We start from the raw sequence: 21,573 nt of genomic DNA, 5'->3' as shown, positions 1-21,573 counted from the left end.
GCCTCCTGAGACTCGATATGACGCAACTGTGATGTCTGTCTATTTGGTGCGCGGAAAGTGGCGGCTAGAATGGGAAAACCGCCCATCACCAACAGATACCCATGAGTGAAGCCAACGCCTTATATCGAGTGCAGTTTATTTGCCACAACGAGCGTTACGAGGTCTATGTCAGGGACGTGAATCAGGGCCAGCTGTTCGGCTTCATCGAGATCGCGAACTTCGTATGGGACAACCACACTGCGCTCATCGTCGATCCCAGCCACGAGAAGCTCAAGAGTGAGTTTGCCGACGTCAACCGCACCCTGATCCCCATGCACCAGGTGCTGCGCATCGATCAGGTGCGCAAGCAGGGGGCGGCCCGCATCACTGAGCTGGGCAACAACGTCGCCTCCTTCCCGAGCCCCATCTACACCAAGAAGCCCTGAGCCCCCCGGGCACTCTCAGGCACCCAGCTCCCGGGCGAGCTGCAGGATCCGCTGGCGGAACCAGTGCAGGGCGGGATCTTCCCCCAGGGGGCCGTACCACACCAGGCTGTGGGTCACTGCGCCATAGTCGAACGGGACGGGCCGCCTCACCAGCCCGGACGGCTCGGCCTGCCCGGCCCAGCCCTCGATGGCGGTGAGGATGAAATCGCTCTGACGCAGCAGGGCGGTGGCACTGCCAAAGTCCGGCAGGGTAGCTCCTATCTGGCGCCTTACCTGGCGCTGGGCCAGGCTCTGCTCGAAGAAGGGGTCGGCCAGCTCGCTGTCACGAATGACGATATGGCGCCAGCTTAAATAGGCATCCAGATCCCAGGGCTGATCCTGCGCCGGATGCTCCGCGCGCAGCAGGCAGACCAGCTTGTCTTCCCGCAGCGTCTCCCATACCAGGCCAGGCTGGCTGGGCAGGGGCTGGCTCTGATCGTGGGGCAGGATCACGAAGTCGAGCTTGCCCGCCGCCAGCGCAGCCAGTCCCTGCTGATCCTTGTTCCAGATGACGGGCACCAGCCCGGGTACCTCCCGCATCAACGTCCCCAGCACGGGCCCCATGGGCCAGATCATGCTGCTCTCGCGCATCGCCAGATTCAGCTCCCCCTGCCAGCTGGCGGGGTTGAAGCCCTCCGGACTGGTGAGGCCGTTCAGTTCGCTCAGCAGTCGGCGCAGGCTGGGGCCGAGCCGCTCGGCAAAGGGGGTGAGCAGCAACTGGTTGCCCTGACGGTAGAGCAGTTGATCCCCCAGCAGATCCCGCAGCTGGTTGAGGGTCTTGCTGACGGTGGAGGGAGTGGTGCAGAGGCGCTCGGCGCTGCGGGTGACGCTCTGGGTGTCCAGCAGCAGGTGCAGGGTCACCAGATGACGACCGCCCAGGCGGGAAAGCGCGATGAGATCCATAAAACCTCCCGGGATGAAGCCCGTGCGGGCGAGGATGAGGGGAGCGTCTGGCAGCCGGTATTGCCCCTCCAGACGGAGCAAACAAAAAGCCCCGCCTGAGCGGGGCATGGGGATTAACCCTTGAGCACGGCGGCCATGGCGTCCGCTACGTAGTCGACGTTGCGGCTGTTGAGACCCGCCACGCACATGCGGCCCGAGCGCACCAGGTAGACGGCGAACTCTTCGCGCAGGCGGTCCACCTGCTCCGGCGTGAAGCCGGTGTAGCTGAACATGCCGCGCTGGCTGATGAAGTAGCCAAAATCGCGGCCCGGCACCTTGGCGCTCAGCACCTCGAACAGCTTCTGGCGCATGGCCTTGATGCGGGTGCGCATCTCGGTCACCTCGCCGACCCAGAGGGCGTGCAGGCTGGCATCGTTCATCACGGCCGCGGTGATCTGGCCGCCGTGGGTGGGCGGGCTGGAGTAGTTGCGACGCACGGTCGCCTTCATCTGGCCCAGTACCCGGCTCGCCTCTTCCGCATCCTGGCAGATGACCGACAGGCCGCCGCAGCGCTCGCCGTAGAAGGAGAGGTTCTTGGAGAAGGAGTTGCTGACGAAGAAGCTGACACCGGCGGCCACCATGGCGCGGATGGCGTAGGCATCCTCTTCCAGCCCGTCACCGAAGCCCTGATAGGCGATGTCCATAAAGGGGATCAGGTTCTTCTCGACCACCAGCGCGATCACCTGGTCCCACTGGGCGCGGGAGAGATCCACCCCGGTCGGGTTGTGACAGCAGGGGTGCAGCAGCACTATGCTCTTGGCCGGCAGGGTGCTCAGGCAGTCGATCATGGCGTCGAACTGCACGCCGCCGGTGGCCGCGTCGTAGTAGGGGTAGTCGTGCACCTTGATGCCGGCTCCCTCGAACATGGCCTTGTGGTTGTCCCAGGTCGGATTGCTGACCCACACCTCCGAGGTCGGGAAGTAGCGCTTGAGCAGATCGGCACCGATCTTCAGGGCGCCGGAGCCACCTATGGTCTGGATGGTGGCGATGCGACCGGCCTTGACCGCCTCGTGATCGGCGCCAAACAGCAGGTGCTGCACCGCGGTGCGGTAGTTGGCGGCCCCTTCCATCGGCTGATAGGGGCGCGGCGCCGGCGCGGCGGCGCGCTGGGCTTCGGCCTGCTGTACCGAGGGCAGCAGCGGAATGCGGCCCTGCTCGTCGTAATAGAGGCCGATCCCCAGGTTCACCTTCTGCTCGCGGGTGTCTTTGTGGAAGGTCTCGACGAGCGTGAGTATGGGGTCGCCAGCATAGGCATCGACGTGTTCAAACATGGGGGGTCCTTGCGAAGTGGAATCCAGATGACAGAGATAAACGATCGGCGGTCATGATGGCGTAAAGCGGGCGAGGGCTCAAGTCTGAAACGGTTCCGCCCAGCCTGCTCGACGACAGTATCCTATGGCAAGCAGGCAGGGGAGCCCTTACTTCAGGTAGGAGCGCAGCACCCTCACCACCTGATCCAGATCCTCCAGCCGCTCGGCCGGGGTCGCCTCCGGCGCCCCCAGATGCTCGCGCATATGGCCTTCCAGCACCTCCAGCATCAGGCCGTTGACGGCGCCGCGGATGGCGGCTATCTGCTGCAAGATGGCGGCGCAGTCTGTCTCCTGCTCCAGGGCGTTTTCCAGGGCACCGGCTTGTCCCTTGATGCGCCTGACCCTGGCCAGCAGCTTCTTCTTGTCGTGAACCGTGTGTGACATGGGATCCTCTCGCACAATAAAACTATACTAGGGTATAGTATATTTCATCGTGGCCCACAGGAGAAATCCATGTCATCCCTGCTCTCATTCCACTGCCATCAACCCGTCGTTCATGAAGGGAATCCGCTGGCGGAGCGCAAGACCCGCTGGGCCGTGCTGCTCACCCTCATCATGATGGTGGCGGAAATCGGTGGCGGCTGGTTCTACAACTCCATGGCGCTGCTGGCGGATGGCTGGCACATGAGCTCCCATGCCCTGGCGCTCGGCCTCTCCGTCGTGGCCTATCGCGCCGCCCGCCACTTCGCCCGGGATCACAGATTCAGCTTCGGTACCTGGAAGATAGAGGTGCTGGGAGGTTTCAGCAGCGCACTGTTGCTGGTGGGAGTGGCGGGCCTGATGCTGTTCGAGTCGGTGGCCCGGCTGCTGGATCCCAGCCCTATCCATTATCAGCAGGCCATCGGCATCGCCCTGCTCGGCCTGCTGGTGAACCTGGCCTGCGCCTGGCTGCTCAAGGATGATCATGACCATCATCACGGTCACGCTCATCATCACGACCATGACCATGACCATCACCACGGCCACGCTCATCATCACGATCATCACCAGGGTCACGACCATGATGCTTACCCCCACGGCCATCAGGATCTGAACCTGCGCGCCGCCTACCTCCACGTGCTGGCGGATGCGGCCACCTCTGTGCTGGCCATCATCGCCCTGGTGGGGGGCATGCTGTGGGGGGCCGACTGGCTGGATCCCCTGATGGGCATAGTGGGGGCCGTGCTGGTGGCGGTCTGGGCCAGGGGATTGCTGTGGGACACGGGGCGGGTGCTGCTGGATGCGGAGATGGACGCTCCCCTGGTGGCGGAGATCCGCGAGGTGATAGCCGAGCTGCCTGACGCCGAGATCCGCGATCTGCACGTCTGGCGGGTGGGACAGGTGCAGTATGCGGCCGTGCTCTCCCTGCGGATGGCGGTCCCCATTCCGGCCCAGGCGATCCGCGAACGGCTCGCCATCCACGAGGAGCTGGTGCACCTGACCATAGAGATAGCGCAGGGATGAGGCCAGCCAGGGCCCCGGCGCCTGACCTCAGTGTGGCGGGCGTTCGTTTTCCCCCTTGGCCTGATCCTGCCAGAGCGAGCCCAGCATCAGCTTGAGCAGCAACCCAGGGGGATCATCCAGCAGTCGACCCGGCTCCAGCAGCAGGTGGCCGTCGGCGCGAAAGCCCAGGCTGGCGTGGGTCTTTCCCTCGTCATCCAGGATCTGGATGATGCCGACCAGGGTTCCCCGCTCACCGGGCTGACAGCGCAGCCGCAGCTCGCGCGGCTCACCCAGCAGGGTGAAGGCCCTGCAGAGGGGCGGCGTCTCTTCGTAATCGGGCCAGCTGAAGAAGTGATACTGCTCGGCGAGCCCCCCGGCCTGCTGGCAAAATTGGTGGAACAGCTGGGCAATCCCCTGATACTCCTGATCCAGCCGTTTTGCCTGCTCCTCGATCCGTTTCATAGGCCATGACTCCTTGCTATCCATTTGAACGGAAATTGATTTTTCCGGCATGAACCCCTCTCTCTGCTGGTATGGGCCCAAAGCCGGGGCGGGTCTGTGAGCGCGATCCAATTTTCGTTATGAAAACGTTATCTTGTTGAAACGGATTGGTTTTTTTTGCCTTGTTGCTCACATTTACAACAATCTCCGCTGATTAATATGGCATCGCTCGGCTACGACCGGGTACCTCGAGTATCGAGACCAACTACAGCGGGAATTATAAAAAAATGGATATGAAAAAGACCAAAGTGGCGCTGGTAACAGCCTCACTGCTCGCGCTTTTGTCAGGCTGTAACGACAACAGTTCTTCGACTCCTACCCCCACCCCTCAGGATGAGCCCGTTGCTCGTCTTCCCAACGTCCAGCCCCCGGCCGAGCTGCTGGTGGCCGGTCCCGATGAGGCCGTGATCGCCCTGGTGGATACCCAGAGCAGCGCGGCGCGCGGGATCACAGGGCCCTTCGCCAACCACAGCCTGCACCTGTGGAACAACGATGCCTGCAGCGCCATCGATAAGACCAAGGTTCCCAGCTATGACGATTGGGACAGCAAGGCGAATGTTCCAGCCGATGCGGACAGCTTCGGCCCGGCCTGGGTGGTGCCGCTGGCCAAGATGGAGGGCTGCATCAACTTCATCGCGCGCAACGGCGATCTGGCCAACCTGACAGGTGCCAACATGGAGGTCATCTTCAGCGATCACCCGGATCGCACAGTGGCCATAGTCGCGGGCAAGAACGAGATCTTCGGCAGCCGTGCCGAGGCCTTCACCGCCGCCTTCGGTGTGGCGGGGGCCAGTGCCCACCTCATCGACGGTAACACCCTGATCTGGCAAGGGGGCAAGGACAAGCCCTATGTGCGCCTCTACCACACCGAATCAGGCACCATCACCGCCAATGCCGAAGGGGTATTCGACTTCCCCTATATCAAGCTGACCCCGACCAGCCTCTCGGCCTCGCAGCAGGCCAAATACCCGCACCTCAAGGATGCCGCCGCCTTTGCCCTGCCATCGGGCGCGGATCTCAAGCCCCTGCTCAAGGGGGAACTGGTGGCCATAGGCACGGATGACGAGGGCGTGTTGCAGGGGGCTACCCTGGTGCAGAGCGCCGGTGCCCTCGATGCCCTCTATGCCGAGGCCGCCACCAAGCTGGCCTATGGCGCCATAGTGGAAGGGGGCAACGTCACCTTCCGGCTCTGGGCACCGACCGCGAAGTCGGTCAAGCTGGCGCTCTTTGACGAGCAACACAAAGCCCTCGGCGAGCGCGCCATGACACAAGACGAGGCCAGCGGCAGCTGGAGCCTGCAGGGCGGCAGCGACCTGGTGGGCAAGTACTATCGCTATGCCGTCGAGGTCTATCATCCGGTCAGCCGCAAGCTGGAATCCTACCAGGTGACAGACCCCTACTCCCTGAGCCTGGCGATGAACTCCGAGTTCAGTCAGGTGGTGGATCTCGACGATCCTGCCCTCAAACCCGAGGGCTGGGACAGCCTCAAGGCCCCCCACAGCCAGGCCAATCCTGCCGACATCACCATCTATGAGGCCCATGTCAGGGACTTGACCGGCAATGACGACTCCACTCCGGCCGAGCACCGCGGCAAGTTCCTGGGGCTGACCGACACGGACAGCGTCCCCGTCACCCACCTGAAATCCCTGGCCAAGAGCGGCGTCAGCCACCTGCATCTGCTGCCGGTGTTCGACATCGCCACCGTCAACGAGGATCCGGCCAAGGTGGCCAACATCGGCGATGACTTCAGCAAGCTGTGTGAGGTCAATGCCGAGGTCAAGAACTCCAGGTTCGCCAGCCACTGCGGCGGCGGTGAGACCATTGCGGCGGTGCTGGAAGATCTGCAAGCCAGCGACAGCAAGGAGAATCCTGTAGTGCAGGAGCTGTATGGCTATCTGCGCGGGGTGGACTCCTTCAACTGGGGTTATGACCCCTACCACTACAGCACCCCGGAAGGTTCCTACGCCACCAATGCGGAGGGGACGGCCCGGATCAAGGAGTTCCGCGAGATGGTCATGGCCATCAAGCAGAACATCGGCATGAACGTGGTGATGGACGTGGTCTACAACCACACCAACGAAGCTGGCCTCGGGCCCAAATCCGTGCTCGACAAGATAGTGCCCTGGTACTACCAGCGCCTCAATCCCGAGACAGGTTCGGTCGAGAACTCCACCTGCTGCTCCAACACGGCGCCTGAACACGCCATGTTCGCCAAGCTGATGGACGACTCCCTGGTGACCTGGGCGCGGGACTACAAGATCGATGCTTTCCGCTTCGATCTCATGGGTCATCACCCGAAAGATCAGATGGTGCAGGCCCTGGCCGAGGTGAAGAAGGTCAATCCCGAGATGTACTTCTACGGCGAGGGCTGGAACTTCGGCGAAGTGCAGGATGACAAGCGCTTCGTGCAGGCGACCCAGAAACACCTGGCCGGCACCGGCATCGGCTCCTTCTCCGATCGACTGCGGGATGCGGTGCGCGGCGGCAGCCCGTTCGACGGTGGCGAGGCCATTCGCAAGACCCAGGGCTTCGGCAACGGCGCCCTGGTGGATGCCAACGAGCTGGACGGCGTGGATCTCGCCACCGCCCTGCATCAGTCAGACCTGGTGCGCCTCGGCATGGCGGGCAACCTCAAGGAGTTCGTGCTGACCGACAAGGACGGCGTGCCGAAGAAGGGCGCCGACATCGACTACAACGGTCAGGCCGCAGGTTATGCCCAGGATCCGACCGAAGTTCAGAACTACGTCGACAAGCACGACAACCAGACCCTGTTCGACAACCTGGTCTACAAGGCGCGGGGAGGGGCCGATCTGGTGCGGATGCAGGGGGTGTCGCTGGCCACCGCCATGCTGGGTCAGGGGATTCCCTTCACTCACGCCGGGGTCGAGCTGCTGCGCTCCAAGTCCATGGAGCGTGACAGCTACGACTCCGGCGACTGGTACAACCGAGTCGATTACACCCTCGGCGACAACAACTTCGACAAGGGGTTGCCGCGCAAGGACAAGGACGAGGCCAACTACGCGCTGATCGAGCAGGTGCTCGGCCAGCACGCCAAACCGGGGTCGGCCGAGATGGCGCAGATGGTGAGCTTCTACCAGGAGCTGTCCGAGCTGCGTCAATCCTCCCGTCTGCTGCGTCTTGGCAGCGGGGCTGAGGTGATCAAGCGGGTCGACTTCCGCAACACCGGGCCGGATCAGGTGCCGGGTCTCATCGTGATGAGCGTGGACGACGGTGCGAGCGCGGGTGCGGATCTGGATACCGCCATCGACGGCCTGGTGGTGATGATCAACGCCACCAATGCCCCCCAGAGCATCGGCGACTTCCGTGACGGCAACGATCAGCCCATCGATCTCTCCGGCATGGTGCTGAGTGGCAAGCATCGCGGGGTCGACAGCATCGCCAGTGGCGCCGGCTATGACAACGGCCAGCTGACCCTCGGAGCCTGGTCCGCCGCCGTCTTCGTCAAACCGCAGAGTGGCGCCCAGGGCGCGGGTCTGCCGGTGGGCAAGAAAACGGACCTGAGCACCCTGCCCCCCTTCGGTGACACTGCGCTCTTCATGAAGGGCTTCCTGGATACCAGCTTCGGGGAGAAGAACCCGCTGACCTTCACCAGCAACTTCATGTACGAGTTCAGCGCTGAAGTGACGGCGGATCAGCTTGGCAACACCGAGCTGAAGGTGGCCGACGCTGGCTGGAACATCAACTACGGCAGCTGCAACGCCGGTGACAAGCTGGTGGTGGGCACGCCGCTGACCCTGTGTGCCGGTGGTTCAACGGGCAACGTCGGGTTGGCGCTGGACAAGGCGGGCAGCTACAAGTTCGTCTTCACCGCCATGAACAAGGAGAAGCCGACCTTGAGCGTCAGCTACACAGAGCCGGTGCAGGGCTGCAAGGTGCTGGACACGGTGGCGGGCAATCCGCTGGAACATAACCTGTTCGTCAAAGGCGGCTTGAATGAGTGGGGCGTTAAGCCTGAACACCAGCTCTCCTACAAAGGAATGGATGGGGACCTGGCCATTTATCAAGTGGTGTTTAACTACAGCGGTACTACAGAGTTCAAACTTGCCGATGAGGATTGGAAGTTTGAGTACCTGTACAACGGTGGTGGTGCCATTGAACCGGAAGTGGGTTATGCATTCGCTTATGCCAAACCCGGCTCTGGCGCAAAGAACAATAGCCTGACTCTCCCGCAGGGTTACTGGAGTTTCTTGGTGAAAGTCGATCCAACCGGTGCCAAGCCAGGGACTGGTATTGTTCAGGAGTGCACACCCAAGTAAGCCTTCTCATCGAGTCCGGGGCTGGCTCGGCAGCCCCGGGTTGAATTCCACCTCGCCAAGGGTGGGATAAACCGAGAGAGTAAGAACAAGGCGCGGACTGCCATCATCAGCCGCGCTTTGATTTTTTGGGCAAAGCCTCGGTGCCCGCATAAAGAAAAGCCGCAACCCAGGGTTGCGGCTTTTTGTTTGCGCCTGTCCGGGCCAAGTGCCTCAGCGCTTGCGCAGCAGTCGCAGAGCGTTGGCCGTCACCAGGGCGGTGGCGCCGGTATCGGCGAGCACGGCAATCCACAGACCCGTGATGCCGAGCAGGCTGGTGACCAGGAAGATGGCCTTGAGCCCCAGCGCCAGGGCTATGTTCTGGTGGATGTTGGCGAGCGCGGCGCGGGACAACCGGATCATGGCGGCCAGGCCGCCGAGCTGGTTGTGGGTCAGGGCCGCATCGGCGGTCTCCAGCGCCACGTCTGTGCCGCCCCCCATGGCGATGCCGATGCTGGCACGCTTCATGGCGGGGGCGTCGTTGATGCCATCCCCTATCATGGCCACCTTGCGGGTCTTTGCGAGCCTGGCTATCTCCTCCACCTTGTCCTGGGGCAGCAGGCTGGCCCGCCACTCCATACCGAGCTCACCGGCGATGGCCTCGGCGGCGCGCGGGTTGTCCCCGGTCAGCATGATGCTTTGCAGCCCAAGCGCCTTGAGCTCACGCAGCGCCGCGGCGGCGTCTGGCCGGATCTGGTCCCGCAGCGCCAGCAGGGCGCTGGGCGCCTCTCCCATCCGGCAGAGTAAAATCACCGTCTTGCCCTGGCGCTCCAAGGCGGCGATCTGCCCCTCGAGCGCCTCGCCTAGAGCGGGAACCCGGCTCGGGGCCAGCAGTTGCCAGAGGGCGCCGTCGATGCGCCCCTCCACCCCCATGCCGGGGAGGGCGCGCAGATCCCGGGCGTTGGCCAGGGCCAGCCCCTGCTCGCTCGCGGCAGCCACCACGGCGCGGGCCAGGGGGTGGTGGGAACCCTGCTCTATGGCGGCGGCCAGAGCCAGCAGTTCGGCCTCCGGTCGGCCATCCAGGCTTGTCAGCTCGGTCAGCTGGGGCTTGCCCAGGGTCAGGGTGCCTGTCTTGTCAAAGGCGACTGTGTCTATATGGGCCAGTCGCTCCAGGGCCGCACCGCCCTTGATCAGGGCTCCTTGGCGGGTTGCGGCGGCCAGGGCCGAGGTGACCGCCGCCGGGGTGGAGATCACCAGGGCGCAGGGGCAGCCGATGAGCAGCAGCGCCAGGGCGCGGTAGATCCACTCGTCCCAGCCCTGGCCGAAGGCGAGCGGCGGTACCAGCATCACCAGCAGGGCGACCAGCATCATGGCCGGGGTGTACCAGCGGCTGAAGCGGTCGATGAAGCGCTCTATGGGGGCGCGCTGGCTCTCGGCCTCCTCGATGAGGTGCAGGATGCGGTCGATGGCGTTGTTGCCGGGCTCGGAGACCACCTCGAGGCGCAGCACTCTATCCGCCGCCAGACTGCCGGCGGGCACCTTGTCACCCTGGCGGCGTTCCACCGGGATGGACTCGCCGGTCAGGGCGCTCTCATCAAAGGCCCCGAGGGCGTCCAGCAAATGGGCGTCCGCAGGCAGGCGGGCACCGGGGGCGATTTCGATGATGTCGCCCGGGCGCAGCTCGTCGGCCGCCACCTCTTCCCGTCTTTCACCTTCTGCGGTGGTACGAATGCGCAGCGCCTTGTCGGGCACCAGGGCCATCAGGGCGGTGACCCCGGCGCGGGCACGACCGGCGGCGTAGGCCTCCAGGTGTTCCCCCAGCATGAAGAGCAGCAGCACCATGGCCGCCTCTGCTGTCTCCCCGAGGAAGAGGGCGCCGAGCGCCGCCACCGTCATCAGGGTCTCGATGGCGAAGGGGGAGCCGCTTCTGGTCAATGCCCAGGCCTTGCGGGCGACGGGCCAGAGCCCCCAGAGTGTCGCCAGGGTAAAGAGTGGCTGGCCAAACTGGGCCGGCAGCAGGGCCGCCACCAACATCAGGGCGGCCAGGGAGAGGGGTTGTCCATATTTGCCGAACAAGTTGCTCAGTGTCGTCAGCCAGGGGCTGCGATGCTTGTCATCGGCGGCCTTGGCTCTGGCCTCGCCCTTGAGCCGGAAGCCAGCGGCAAGCACGGCGGCGGTGATGGGGTCGGGGGAGAGGTCGGGGGCGAGATCCACCACCAGCTTCTCGGTGGCAAACAGCACGCGGGCCTGCTGCACGCCGGCCACCCGACCGACGGCGGTCTCTATCTTGCGGGCGCAGCTGGGACAGTCCATGCCCAGCACCTGCCAGCTATGGCGGCGACTGTTCTGAGTCGGCGAAGCCAGGGGCTCGGGGCTGTCGGCGACCGACTGATGATCATGACCAGCATGGTCGCTATGGTCATGAGCCGGCTGCGAGTCACAGCAACCCTGACTCTGGCAACTTCCTCTGGGGGGCTCTTCATCCCCTGGCGGGTCGTTCTCGCTATGCGCCTGGTGGTCATGGGGGGCCTGGTTGGTGCAGCCAGTGACGGGCGCCGCATTATCGCAGCAGTGGCTGTCGTGCCCGTGTTCGTGTTGATGGGGTGCGGCCTTGCCGATGGCCTTGATGGGGGCGGCATGGGAATGGCTGCAGCAGGATTTGCTCATGATGAGTCCCTCTTGAGTGGATCCCGCCCCTGCGGGATCCCTATTGTCTGAGCCCAGTGTAAACCTTGGTGTTAAGTCCAAGGTCAAGCCCCTCTTTGCACCATCTCAGCGGGACGGGCGAGACAGGGCGGCAACAAATCCCTCTTGTTAGCGGGTGTTTGTCCCCTGCCGCTGGGCCTATACTGGGAACCCTGGATCCCCCATCGATAATCAAGGACCTAACATGAGCAATACCGTCACCCTGCAAGGCAACCCCGTCTCCGTCTCCGGCCATTTCCCCGTTGCCGGTGAGCAGGCCAAGCCCTTCTCCCTGGTTGCTGGCGATCTGTCCGATGCGACCCTGGCGACCTTCGCCGGAAAGCGCAAGATCCTGAACATCTTCCCGAGCGTCGATACCCCGACCTGCGCCACCTCTGTGCGCAAGTTCAACGAGCAGGCCAGCGCCCTGAACAACACAGTGGTGCTGTGCATCTCCGCCGATCTGCCGTTCGCCCAGGCGCGTTTCTGCGGCGCCGAGGGTCTGGACAAGGTGGTGAACCTCTCCACCCTGCGTGGCGTCTCCTTCCTGCAGGACTACGGCGTGGCCTTCTCCTCCGGTCCCCTGGTGGGCCTGGCTGCCCGTGCCATCGTGGTACTGGATGAGCACGACAAGGTGCTGCACAGCGAGCTGGTGGCCGAAGTGGCCGACGAGCCGAACTACGCCGCCGCCCTGGCCGCCCTGTAAGTTTCGTCTTGCCCTGATTGCCGACGGCCTGCTGATGCAGGCCGTTTTTATTGCGGGCGCCGTGGCCCTCAGGGTTGAGGTGAACAGACTGGCTGGCCCATATACCCCCACTTCTTCTCACCGACCTTTTACTTATGGGGTCAGGCTGGCTAGACTTCGCCTCCCACTTCTTCCTGCCGCGTAGCCCCATGACCTTTAACGAACTCCACCTCGATCCCGCCCTGCTGGCCGCCTTGCCTGCCGAATTGCACACCCCGACCCGCATCCAGCAGCTTGCCATTCCGGCGGCGCTGAAGGGCCAGGATCTGCTGGCGCTGGCCCAGACCGGCAGCGGCAAGACACTGGCGTTCGGCCTGCCGCTGCTGCAGGGGCTGGACTCGGCCTCCGATCGGGTGCAGGGGCTGGTGCTGGTGCCGACCCGGGAGCTGGCGACCCAGGTGAGCGCCGCGCTGCAGGGCGGTGCCGAGGCGTTGGGGCTGCGTCTCCTGACCCTGTGCGGCGGCGTGGCCCAGGAGCAGCAACAGAGCGAGCTGGCCCTGGGGCCCCAACTGCTGGTGGCGACCCCGGGGCGGCTGCGGGACTTGCTGGCCCAGCGGCTGCTGGGACTGAGCCACCTGCGCACCCTTGTGCTGGATGAGGCGGATCGCCTGCTGGAGATGGGCTTCTGGCCCGATATCCAGTGGCTGATGAACGCCATGCCGACCGAGCGGCAGAACCTGCTCTTCTCCGCCACCCTGCCAACCGAGCTCGAGACCCTGGCCACAGATCTGCTGACGAACCCGGTGCGCATCGAGGCAACCCCCCTCAACAGCCTGGTAAGCGAGATCGAGGAGCGGCTCCATCTGGTCAACAAAAGCAGCAAGGTGCCGGCGCTGATCGGCTTGCTCAAGGAACAGGAGTGGCCTCAGGTGCTGGTGTTTATCAGCGCGCGGGACGATGCCGACGCCGTGGCCAGAAAGCTCGCCAAGGCGGGCATAGCGGTGGCGGCCCTGCACGGGGAGAAGGATCAGGTGGTGCGGGAGCAGGCGCTTGCCGATTTCAAGGCGGGCAAAGTGCGGGTGCTGGTGGCCACGGATCTGATGGCGCGCGGCATCCACGTGGAGGCGTTGCCTGTGGTGATCAACCTGGACCTGCCCGCCAATGCCCCCGTCTATGTGCATCGCATCGGCCGCACCGCCCGCGCCGGACAGAAAGGCCTCGCCCTCTCCCTGGTCTGCCATGGGGAGGACGAGACCCTCGCCGCCATCCGCACCTTGACCGGTCGTGCGCTGCCGCTGGCCGAGCTTGAAGGCTTCCCGGTCACCGACCAGCCTGCGAGCGGGGAAGGCAAGCGAGCCCCCAGGGACAAGCAGGCGAATCGCCGCACCGCCAACAAGCGCAGCGTCAAGCAGTTCAAGGGCAAGGCCTGACGAACAGACCTCTTCCATGAGCCGACAGTGAACCCGGCTCATGAGGGCTCACTCAGCGCTGGTCCTGCTCCTGGCCGAAGAAGTCCCGTCGCCACTGGCCGAGCACCGCCGCCCTGTGCTGCAGCCAGCGTGCGGCACCCATGGTGTCCCGGCTTGCCGCCAACTGCTGCTCCAGCTCGGCCAACTGCTGCTGATAGCGGGCACCTTGCTCCGCTGGCAGCCACTGCGCCATGCTGACCTCGGCCCGGGGGAAGTGGCGGCTCAGGCTTCCCCGCATCGCCTCTTCCCACCCTTGCCATACCCCGCCGGGAGAGGGCTCCTGCCAGGTCAGATGGAGCAGCAACAGCATACTCAGCAGGGCGGCATAACCGAGAGGCTTGGGCATCATAAGATCCTTGTCGAGGCTCGCCGGGAGCTGGGGAACGGGATCCATTCACCCAGATTTTCGTGACAAGGAGATGAAGGGGTCAGCGGCGTGTCGGGAGGGGAAAGGGCAGCGCGTCCAGAGACGCGCCAGGCTACACGGGGGGCAATCTCAGTCGTGGAACTGATTGATCAGGCGGGAGAGGTTTTGCAGCCGCTCCACCAGCAGGGTGATGCCATCGAGGGCCTGCCTGCTGTTGTCGGCGGTGTGGCTGGCCAGCTGATGGATCTGGTGAATGCCCTGGTCCAGGGTGCTGGTCACATCCGCCTGCTGGCTGACGGCCTGGGCTATCTCGTCACTGGTGTGGGTCACCTGGGCCAGCATCTGGTTGATCTGGTCGAGCACCTCGGCGGTGGCGCCCATGTGCTGCTGGCAGAGGACAGAGGTCTGGGCCCCCTGGGTCATGCCATCGGAGAGCTGCCGTGTACTCTGCTGCAGCGCCCCTATCATGTCGCTGATCTCGCCGGTGGAGCTGCGGGTCTTCTGGGCCAGCGCCCGGATCTCGTCTGCCACCACAGCAAAGCCGTGCCCCTGCTCGCCGGCCCGTGCCGCCTCTATGGCCGCGTTGAGGGAGAGCAGGTTGGTCTGATCCGCGATCTGCCCGATCACCTCCAGGATCCCGCTGATCTTCTGGCTGTCCTGGGTCAGGCGCGCCAACACCCCCTGACTGGCATCCAGCTCCTGGTGGAGCTGGTTGACCGAGGCGCGGGTGGTCGCCAGCGCCTGCTGGCCGCTGGCTGACACCTGCTGCACCTCGCTCACCAGGGCGTTGGCCTGATGGGCGTTGTCGGCCACGTCGCGGATCGACTGGCTCATCTGGGTGATGGCGGCGGCCAGCTGTTCGCTCTGGGCCCGCTGCTGCTGCAGGTGGGTGTCTATGGTCTGAATATGTCCCCTGTCATCTTCCGCCGCCTGCAGTATCTGCTGGTTGGTGTCGGCACTGCGCCCCACCACTGCCCTGAGCTCCGCCTTCTTCATGCGCAGCAAGAGTTCGATGGCCGCCAGGCTGTCCCGCCGCCTGGCATAGAGCACCTGACAGAGGGGCGTGCCCAGCTCCTCCCCCGCCATGGCCAGCAGCCGGGCCAGCCGCTGTTGCAGGTGCCAGCCATGCCCCATCTGGGCCAGCAGGCAGAGCAGGGTGAGGCCGCCCCAGGCGGCCTGGCCCGTGATCAGGCTGGCCCCCATGCCGACCAGGGCGGTGCCCGAGAGCAGCAGGCTGAGTTGCCCCGGCTCCAGGGTGAAGCGACTCTGCCAGGGCAGCGTCTTGCCTGCCCGGATCCGGGCATAGAGCCGCTCCGCCCAGGCGATGTCGTGATCCTGGGGGCGGGTGCGCACCGACTGGTATTCGATGATCTGCTGACGTTCGTTGAGGATGGGGGTGACATAGGCATTGACCCAGTAGAACTGGCCGCTCTTGGCGCGGTTCTTCACCAGCCCCATCCAGCTCTTGCCTTGCTGCAGCCGCTGCCACATGTCGGCGAAGGCGGCCCTGGGCATGTCGGGGTGGCGTACCAGGTTGTGGGGAACCCCTTCCATCTCGGTGGCGCTGTAGCCGGCCACGTCGCAGAAGTGCTGGTTGGCATAGGTGATGTGGCTGCTGGGGTCCGTGGTCGAAATCAATGATATGTGATCGGGGAAACGGATCTCCCCTTCTTGCCGGGTGGTGGTCATTTGCGCATCCTGAATGAGCCAAGTAACTGATAAATTTGTTTTTATTGTGTGTTGTTGTTACGGCTTCATTGTAGGGGCGACCCAAGTGGCCATCTTGGCTTGGGTCAATAAATCAACACTATGACGACTGAAAAAAGTAGTAGATGAAGGGCGACTTCAGGGCGGGCTCAACTGCGGGGGGTGAAGTCGTGGATCTCCCCCGTCCGGGGCTTGAAGCGGGGATCCTGACTCTGATCGCGGGAGACCCAGGCCATGGCCTGGCAGAAGCTCTCCTGCTTGGCGAACTCGTCACGGGCCTGATCGATGGCCCGCTCGGCGTTGCGGCGCTCCATCTTGCTGGCCTTGCGATCGCTGAACTGCTTCTGCTGGCTCAGCATCCATTCGAGGAAGGCCTGGCGGCATTGGCTTTCATCGGCGGCCTTGGCGGGGAGGGCAAACAACAGGGCAAGCAGGAGCAGACAACGCATAGGGAGATCTATCTAACGGACTGATGGACGAAGAGAGGCGGCATTTTATGCCGGGAACTTGAATGGGTACAGTGCGAAGAGGGGGCCAGCCGGGCTGGCCCCCGAGGGATCAGTGTTTGACCAGGTAGAGCTGGCGGCTGTAGGCCACGTCTTCCGGGTTGTTGATGGGATAGCCCTTGAGCCAGGGCTTGATCAGACGGGCGTTGGTGTACTGGTAGATGGGGGCGATGGGCGCCTCCTCCTGCAATATGGTCTCGGCCTCGTCGAACAGGCGTGCCCGCTCGGCGGGATCCTGGCTGCTGGCCGCCCGGGTCAGCAGGGCGTCGTAACCGGGGTTGGCGAAGCGGGCCATGTTGCCGCTGTGGTGGGATCCCCACAGACCGAGGAAGGCGGAAGGGTCGTTGTAATCGGCGACCCAGGAGGAGCGGATCACCTCGAACTGGCCGCTCTGGCGGCTGTCGAGGTAAGTCTTCCACTCCTGATTGGTGAGCTCGACCCGGGCCCCCAGCTTCTGCTTCCACAGGTTGGCGATGGCCAGCGCCATCTTCTTGTGAATTTCAGCCGTGTTGTAGAGCAGGGTGAGCTTGAGGGGGTTGCCTGGGCCATAGCCCGCCTCTGTCAGCAGCGCCCTGGCCTTCTCGTCCAGCGCCTGCTGGCTGCTGGTGGAGAGCAGGTTGGGCTTGGGGACGAACCCGGCGGTCACATCCGGGGTGAAGTGGTAGGCGGGTTTTTCACCCGTGCCTAGCACTTTGTCGGCGATGAGCGCCCGATCGATGGTGTAGGAGAGCGCCTGACGCACCCGCACGTCGTTCAGGGGAGCCCGCTGGGTGTTGAAGGCGTAGTAATAGGTGCCGAGCTGCTCCGGTGTATAAACCTCCCCCGGGATCTGCTTCATCAGCTTGTGGTACTGCTCCTTGGGGAAGGATTCGGTGATGTGCAGATCCCCCGCCAGATAGCGGTTGGTGGCGGCACTCTCCTGATTGATGGGGACGAAGGTGACCCGGGTCAGCACCGTATGGGCGCGATCCCAGTAATAGGGATTCGGGGTCAGCTCCAGCTTCTCGTTCACCACCCTGTGGCTCAGGACGAAGGCACCGTTGCCGACCAGCTTGCCCGGCTGGGTCCACTGGTTGCCATATTGCTCCATGCTGGCCCTGTGCAGGGGGGAGAGGCTGGGGTGGGTCAGCAGGCTCAGGAAGTAGGGCACCGGCTGGGAGAGGGTCACCTGCAGGGTGTGGTCATCCAGGGCTTGCACCCCGAGCGCCTCGGGAGGCAGCTTGCCCTCGACTATCTCGTCCACCTTGTCGAAGTGGGCCAGCTGGGCAAACCAGGCGAAGGTGGCCGCCTCTTCGGGATCCACCAGCTTGCGCCAGCCATAGACGAAGTCGCTGGCGCGCACCGGATCCCCGTTGGACCAGCGGGCATCCGGCCTCAGGTGGAAGGTGAATTTCTGGTTCCCCTCGTTATCCCAGCGAGATGCCACACCGGGCAGCACCTTGCCGTCCGCTCCCTGGGTCAAGAGCCCCTCATAGAGATCTCTGAGCACTTGCAGCTCGGGCAGCCCGACCAGTTTGAGGGGGCTCAGGCTGGCCGGTTCGTCCTTGAGATGACGCACGACGGCCTGTTCGGCGGCGAGTTGGGTACCGGCCGGCACATTGGCGGCCTGGACACAGACACAGCCCAGCAGGGCCAGCAGGGGGCTCCATCCTTTCATGGCGAATCCTTCAAATTGTGTGAAGCGAGGAGAAAACTCGGCGAGAATTCATCGCCGGCAGACGGGGAATCATGATATCCCCTTTGCTGGTCAGACCGCCAGCGTGAGTCCCATGATATCCGGGGCTGCAACCCTATGTACGCCCGACCCGAGTGCGGGCAAGAGGAGCAAACGATGAGAGTATGGATGTTATTGGCCTGTGTGCTGAGCCAGGGTGCCTGGGCTCTGGCCCCTTGCGAGAAGACCAGTCAGGTGGGGAGCTGGTGCGAGGTGAGCATAGATCAACTGCATCCGACTCAGGGCGGGGTGGGGCAGTTGCAGGTCGACACCACAGTGGCTGAACTGGCGGACAAGAGCGAGAAGCAACTCGACAAGCTGATGAAAAAGAAAGAGATACCCGTGGTCATCGCCCCCGATGGCGGCTACTGGCTGGTGGACAGGCACCACCTGACCAAGGCGCTGTGGCAACAGGGGGTGAAGGAGGCGAGGGTCAAGGTGATCGCCCGCTTGCAGGACAGGGCCAGTTTCTGGAGCCAGATGCAGAACAACCACTGGGCCTGGCTCAAGGATGAGCGGGGCCAGCCGCTCACCCCGGAACAGCTGCCCGGCCACATCAGGGATCTGCCGGATTATCCCTACCGCACCCTGGCGGGCCTGCTGCAGGATGCGGGCTACTTCAGCAAGCAGGATCAGGTCTACTTCGTCGAGTTCGCCTGGGCCAGCTGGCTCGGCCAGCAGATGGCGTGGCAGCCGGTCAATGCCGCCAATCTGGCGGAGCGCCTCGCCGAGGCCAAGCGGCTGGCCTGCAACAGCAAGGCCAGTGCCTTGCCCGGCTATCCCGGCAAGCAGTGTCGCCTCAACCCGCCACGCAGTGGCAGCTGACGCGGGATCAAGAAGGGGCGCCCAGGCGCCCCCTCGTCACAATCCCTGGCAGGCACCTTGCCAGCGGGCGGCGGCCTGTTCCAGCAGGGCCACCTCTCCTTGCTGGATCAGCGGCAGCAGGGCCTGTACCTTGTCATCCGGCCAATCCCACCAGGCGAGCGCCTGCAGCCGGGCAATATCATCGTCGCCAAAGCGCATCCGCACCACCCTGGCCGGGGTACCCGCCACCATGGCATAGGGCGGCACATCCTGATTGACCAGGGCCCGGGCGGCTATGATGGCGCCATCCCCTATGGTGACGCCCGGCATTATCATGGCCTCCATGCCGATCCAGACGTCATTGCCGATGCGGGTATCGCCAGCGGGTCTGTAGCTGCGCTTGAGCGCCGCCACCTCGGCGAACGGGTAGGTGCTGATAAAGGCCGGGTTGTGGGTGTGGTTGCCCCCCATGATGATCTTCACCCCGGCGGCTATCTGCACGTAGTCGCCGAGATGGAGCCTGTCTATATGCCAGAGCGGCTCCCAGCCGGTGTCGGCTGAGCGGCTCCAGCTGTCGCCGTGCAGGTAACGTACGGCTTCCTCTTCGAAGGGGCCATCCCAGGCGCCCGAGTAGTAGCTGTGTCGCCCCTTGAGGCAGATGTTGGGATTGGTCACCGTCAGGTGCAGGTACTCGACCTGCGACCAATGTTGGCAGATGGTCATGGCTGTGTTCCTCGTTGAATGGATAGGTATTGGGTGCGCGATTCGGCGCAGCTAATAGATCCAGACCAGCAGGCGGGGCACACACAGGGTGGAGCAGCCCAGCGCCTGGGATGAACGGGGTCGTTGCATGAGGAAGGGCTCCCGACAGAAGAGGCCAGATGGTAAGGGATGGGGAGGGCGATGCCAAGGAGCAGGGGGAGGGGGTGGTCAAAACCTGCACAAAGGGTCTGGTTGATATTTATTCTCGATTAGCCATGATACAGGCTCCACTCGTATAGGCAGGAGAGAGGACAATGACGAATCAGAACTGGCAGCGTTACATGCTGGAGGCGGAGAATGCCCTTGGCATGGGGGCACTCGGCACGGCCATCTGCCTCTATCAGCAGGCCCTGGGGGAGGTGTACGAGCTGGCGTCCGGGGATCTGGACGAACTGGCCAGCATGCGGGTCGCCACCTGTCACCGCATGGCCGACTTCTGGCGCGCCATGGAAGAGCCCGCCTATGAGCTGCGCTACCTCAAGCTCGCCTCCGAGCTGGTCACCGCCCTGGTGCCCCAGTGCCCGAATCGGGAGTGCGAGTCTCTCATCAGCGAGCTGGGCTGCTGCCGCGCCGCCCTGCTCTCCTTCTTGAAGCGCCACCCCAACCCCGAGATCGCCAGGTTGATCCAGGTGCAGGACAAGGTGCAGGGCTGCGAACTGATAGGCCGCTTCCGCCTCAACTAGCGGTTGTGCGCCCGAGCCGCCGTGCGATGCGGCTCTGGGCTTCCTCCCCTTGCAGGGCGAGGGAGAAGGCGCGGGCCTCCAGATCGATGACGAAATGCACCGCCTGCCTGAGCTCCTGCTTGAGCAGTGCCTTGCTCTTTTGCAGTGCCTTGGGCGGCTTGGCCGCGAGCTTCACCCCCTGGGCCCGGGCGAAGGGGAGCAGTTCCTCCACCGCCAGCACCCGGTTGGCCAGCCCGAGCCGCAGCGCCTCCCCGGCGTCTATGGCCTCCGCCAGCAACAGCAGCTCAGCCGCCTTCAGGTGGCCCACGGCGCGGGGCAGCAAGAGGCTTGAGGCAAACTCCGGCACCAGCCCCAGCTCGACGAAGGGCAGTTGCAGCCGGGCGTTCTCCCCCAGATAGACCAGATCGCAGTGCAGCAGCAGCGTGGTGCCTATGCCCACCGCCGGGCCGCCCACGGCGGCGATCACCGGTTTGGGGAAGTCGGCCAGGGTGTGGAGGAACTGCAAGATGGGGTCATCCGCGTCCAGACTGCTCTTGCCCATGAAGTCCGCGAGATCATTACCCGCGGTGAAGCACTCCTGCTGCCCTTGCAGCAACACCACATGCACGCTCTCGTCCAGGGCAGCCTGCTGAAAGGCCAGGGTGAGGGCCAGGTACATCTCGGTGTTGAGGGCATTGCGCTTGTCCGGCCGGTTGAGGGTCAGGAGGAGCAAGCCATCCTGCTGCTCGGCCAGAATTGTGAGGGCCATGTCTGAATCCTTGTGTTCGGGGGCTGCCAAAAGCTTGCCACAGGGGTAAGCTTTGCTTCGTTTAACAACATCATAAAAGGATTTCAACCATGTTTAAACGTGCGTTTTATTCCAGCCTGGCCCTGCTCCTGGCTGCTCCCGCACTGGCCAAGGTCGAGGCCGTCGACGGTTATGTGCGCCTGCTCCCCCCGGGGTCGCCCAACACGGCGGCCTTCATGGTGCTCAAGAATGACGCGGACAAACCTGTGACCCTGACTGCGGCAGCCTCTCCTGACGCGGGCCGTGCCGAGCTGCACACCCATCTGCACGAGAACGGCGTCATGAAGATGCGCCAGGTGGAGAGCATCGAAATCCCGGCCAGGGGGGAAGCCGTCCTCAAACCCGGCAGCCTCCACATCATGCTGTTCGAGGTGGGGGCTCTCTCAGAGGACAAACCCTTCCCCCTGACCCTGACCCTGGACGATGGTCAAACCCTGAGCCTGAGCCTGCCGGTGAAGCCGGTCGAGCCGATGAAGGGCATGCAGCACTGACATTAATGGACGCTTGTTCAG

General features: G+C 64.0%; 19 protein-coding genes. 8 read left to right on the top strand and 11 right to left on the bottom strand.

Annotated features, from left to right (window positions below; genetic code table 11):
- The first annotated feature begins 101 nt into the window (after positions 1-101).
- Complete coding sequence (locus G4923_RS21000; protein ID WP_106884945.1) at positions 102-425, top strand: DUF1820 family protein; 324 nt, start codon at positions 102-104, stop codon at positions 423-425.
- A 15-nt stretch (positions 426-440) separates the two neighbouring features.
- On the opposite strand, the gene G4923_RS20995 is transcribed toward G4923_RS21000, so the two are convergent.
- The 3 genes from G4923_RS20995 to G4923_RS20985 all read right to left on the bottom strand — a co-directional run bounded on the left by G4923_RS20995 (position 441) and on the right by G4923_RS20985 (position 3,100).
- Positions 441-1,367: a LysR family transcriptional regulator gene (locus G4923_RS20995; protein WP_163138188.1), complete on the bottom strand. Its 927-nt coding sequence runs from the start codon at positions 1,365-1,367 to the stop codon at positions 441-443.
- A 113-nt stretch (positions 1,368-1,480) separates the two neighbouring features.
- On the bottom strand, positions 1,481-2,677 hold the full coding sequence (locus G4923_RS20990) for an amino acid aminotransferase (RefSeq protein ID WP_163138187.1): 1,197 nt from the start codon (positions 2,675-2,677) through the stop codon (positions 1,481-1,483).
- Between the two features lie 147 nt (positions 2,678-2,824).
- Positions 2,825-3,100 carry a metal/formaldehyde-sensitive transcriptional repressor gene (locus G4923_RS20985; RefSeq protein ID WP_025325776.1) on the bottom strand — a complete coding sequence of 92 codons (276 nt, stop codon included), beginning with the start codon at positions 3,098-3,100 and terminating at the stop codon, positions 2,825-2,827.
- Positions 3,101-3,169: 69 nt separating this feature from the next.
- On the opposite strand from G4923_RS20985, the gene dmeF reads away from it, so the two are divergent.
- A complete protein-coding gene (gene dmeF / locus G4923_RS20980) occupies positions 3,170-4,159 on the top strand; it encodes a CDF family Co(II)/Ni(II) efflux transporter DmeF (RefSeq protein ID WP_163138186.1) in 990 nt (329 codons plus the stop codon).
- Positions 4,160-4,186: 27 nt separating this feature from the next.
- On the opposite strand, the gene G4923_RS20975 is transcribed toward dmeF, so the two are convergent.
- A complete protein-coding gene (locus tag G4923_RS20975; protein ID WP_111913645.1) occupies positions 4,187-4,600 on the bottom strand; it encodes a hypothetical protein in 414 nt (137 codons plus the stop codon).
- A gap of 266 nt (positions 4,601-4,866) precedes the next feature.
- Here G4923_RS20975 and pulA point away from each other — a divergent pair, with 266 nt between their 5' ends.
- Positions 4,867-8,916, top strand: a complete 4,050-nt coding sequence (gene pulA / locus G4923_RS20970; protein ID WP_163138185.1) for a pullulanase-type alpha-1,6-glucosidase — start codon at positions 4,867-4,869, stop codon at positions 8,914-8,916.
- Positions 8,917-9,126: 210 nt separating this feature from the next.
- On the opposite strand, the gene G4923_RS20965 is transcribed toward pulA, so the two are convergent.
- Positions 9,127-11,559 carry a zinc/cadmium/mercury/lead-transporting ATPase gene (locus G4923_RS20965; protein ID WP_163138184.1) on the bottom strand — a complete coding sequence of 811 codons (2,433 nt, stop codon included), beginning with the start codon at positions 11,557-11,559 and terminating at the stop codon, positions 9,127-9,129.
- A 223-nt stretch (positions 11,560-11,782) separates the two neighbouring features.
- Between G4923_RS20965 and tpx the strand changes: the two genes are divergently transcribed.
- Both tpx and G4923_RS20955 read left to right on the top strand, forming a co-directional pair.
- Positions 11,783-12,283 carry a thiol peroxidase gene (gene tpx, locus G4923_RS20960; RefSeq protein ID WP_025325781.1) on the top strand — a complete coding sequence of 167 codons (501 nt, stop codon included), beginning with the start codon at positions 11,783-11,785 and terminating at the stop codon, positions 12,281-12,283.
- 188 nt (positions 12,284-12,471) lie between these two features.
- On the top strand, positions 12,472-13,692 hold the full coding sequence (locus G4923_RS20955) for a DEAD/DEAH box helicase (RefSeq protein ID WP_163138183.1): 1,221 nt from the start codon (positions 12,472-12,474) through the stop codon (positions 13,690-13,692).
- Between the two features lie 52 nt (positions 13,693-13,744).
- On the opposite strand, the gene G4923_RS20950 is transcribed toward G4923_RS20955, so the two are convergent.
- The 4 genes from G4923_RS20950 to G4923_RS20935 all read right to left on the bottom strand — a co-directional run bounded on the left by G4923_RS20950 (position 13,745) and on the right by G4923_RS20935 (position 17,968).
- Positions 13,745-14,077, bottom strand: coding sequence for a hypothetical protein (locus G4923_RS20950; RefSeq protein WP_163138173.1), 333 nt, complete (start codon positions 14,075-14,077; stop codon positions 13,745-13,747).
- A gap of 150 nt (positions 14,078-14,227) precedes the next feature.
- Positions 14,228-15,787, bottom strand: a complete 1,560-nt coding sequence (locus G4923_RS20945; RefSeq protein ID WP_163138182.1) for a methyl-accepting chemotaxis protein — start codon at positions 15,785-15,787, stop codon at positions 14,228-14,230.
- 167 nt (positions 15,788-15,954) lie between these two features.
- Positions 15,955-16,254: a hypothetical protein gene (locus G4923_RS20940; RefSeq protein ID WP_025325786.1), complete on the bottom strand. Its 300-nt coding sequence runs from the start codon at positions 16,252-16,254 to the stop codon at positions 15,955-15,957.
- 109 nt (positions 16,255-16,363) lie between these two features.
- Complete coding sequence (locus tag G4923_RS20935) at positions 16,364-17,968, bottom strand: peptide ABC transporter substrate-binding protein (protein WP_163138181.1); 1,605 nt, start codon at positions 17,966-17,968, stop codon at positions 16,364-16,366.
- A gap of 174 nt (positions 17,969-18,142) precedes the next feature.
- On the opposite strand from G4923_RS20935, the gene G4923_RS20930 reads away from it, so the two are divergent.
- Entirely contained in the window at positions 18,143-18,850 is a 708-nt protein-coding gene (locus tag G4923_RS20930) for a ParB-like protein (protein ID WP_163138180.1), read from the top strand.
- A gap of 36 nt (positions 18,851-18,886) precedes the next feature.
- Here G4923_RS20930 and G4923_RS20925 read toward each other — a convergent pair whose 3' ends face one another.
- Entirely contained in the window at positions 18,887-19,552 is a 666-nt protein-coding gene (locus tag G4923_RS20925; RefSeq protein WP_163138179.1) for a CatB-related O-acetyltransferase, read from the bottom strand.
- Between the two features lie 293 nt (positions 19,553-19,845).
- Between G4923_RS20925 and G4923_RS20920 the strand changes: the two genes are divergently transcribed.
- Complete coding sequence (locus G4923_RS20920; protein WP_106884927.1) at positions 19,846-20,274, top strand: DUF2753 family protein; 429 nt, start codon at positions 19,846-19,848, stop codon at positions 20,272-20,274.
- Here G4923_RS20920 and G4923_RS20915 read toward each other — a convergent pair.
- Complete coding sequence (locus G4923_RS20915) at positions 20,267-21,022, bottom strand: enoyl-CoA hydratase-related protein (RefSeq protein ID WP_163138178.1); 756 nt, start codon at positions 21,020-21,022, stop codon at positions 20,267-20,269. The genes G4923_RS20920 and G4923_RS20915 overlap by 8 nt on opposite strands.
- A gap of 89 nt (positions 21,023-21,111) precedes the next feature.
- On the opposite strand from G4923_RS20915, the gene G4923_RS20910 reads away from it, so the two are divergent.
- On the top strand, positions 21,112-21,552 hold the full coding sequence (locus tag G4923_RS20910) for a copper chaperone PCu(A)C (protein ID WP_111913303.1): 441 nt from the start codon (positions 21,112-21,114) through the stop codon (positions 21,550-21,552).
- Positions 21,553-21,573: the final 21 nt, after the last annotated feature.

Origin of the sequence: Aeromonas rivipollensis (genome assembly GCF_010974825.1) — a bacterium.
Classification (GTDB): domain Bacteria; phylum Pseudomonadota; class Gammaproteobacteria; order Enterobacterales; family Aeromonadaceae; genus Aeromonas; species Aeromonas rivipollensis.
This window is presented reverse-complemented; position numbering and strand designations above follow the sequence as displayed.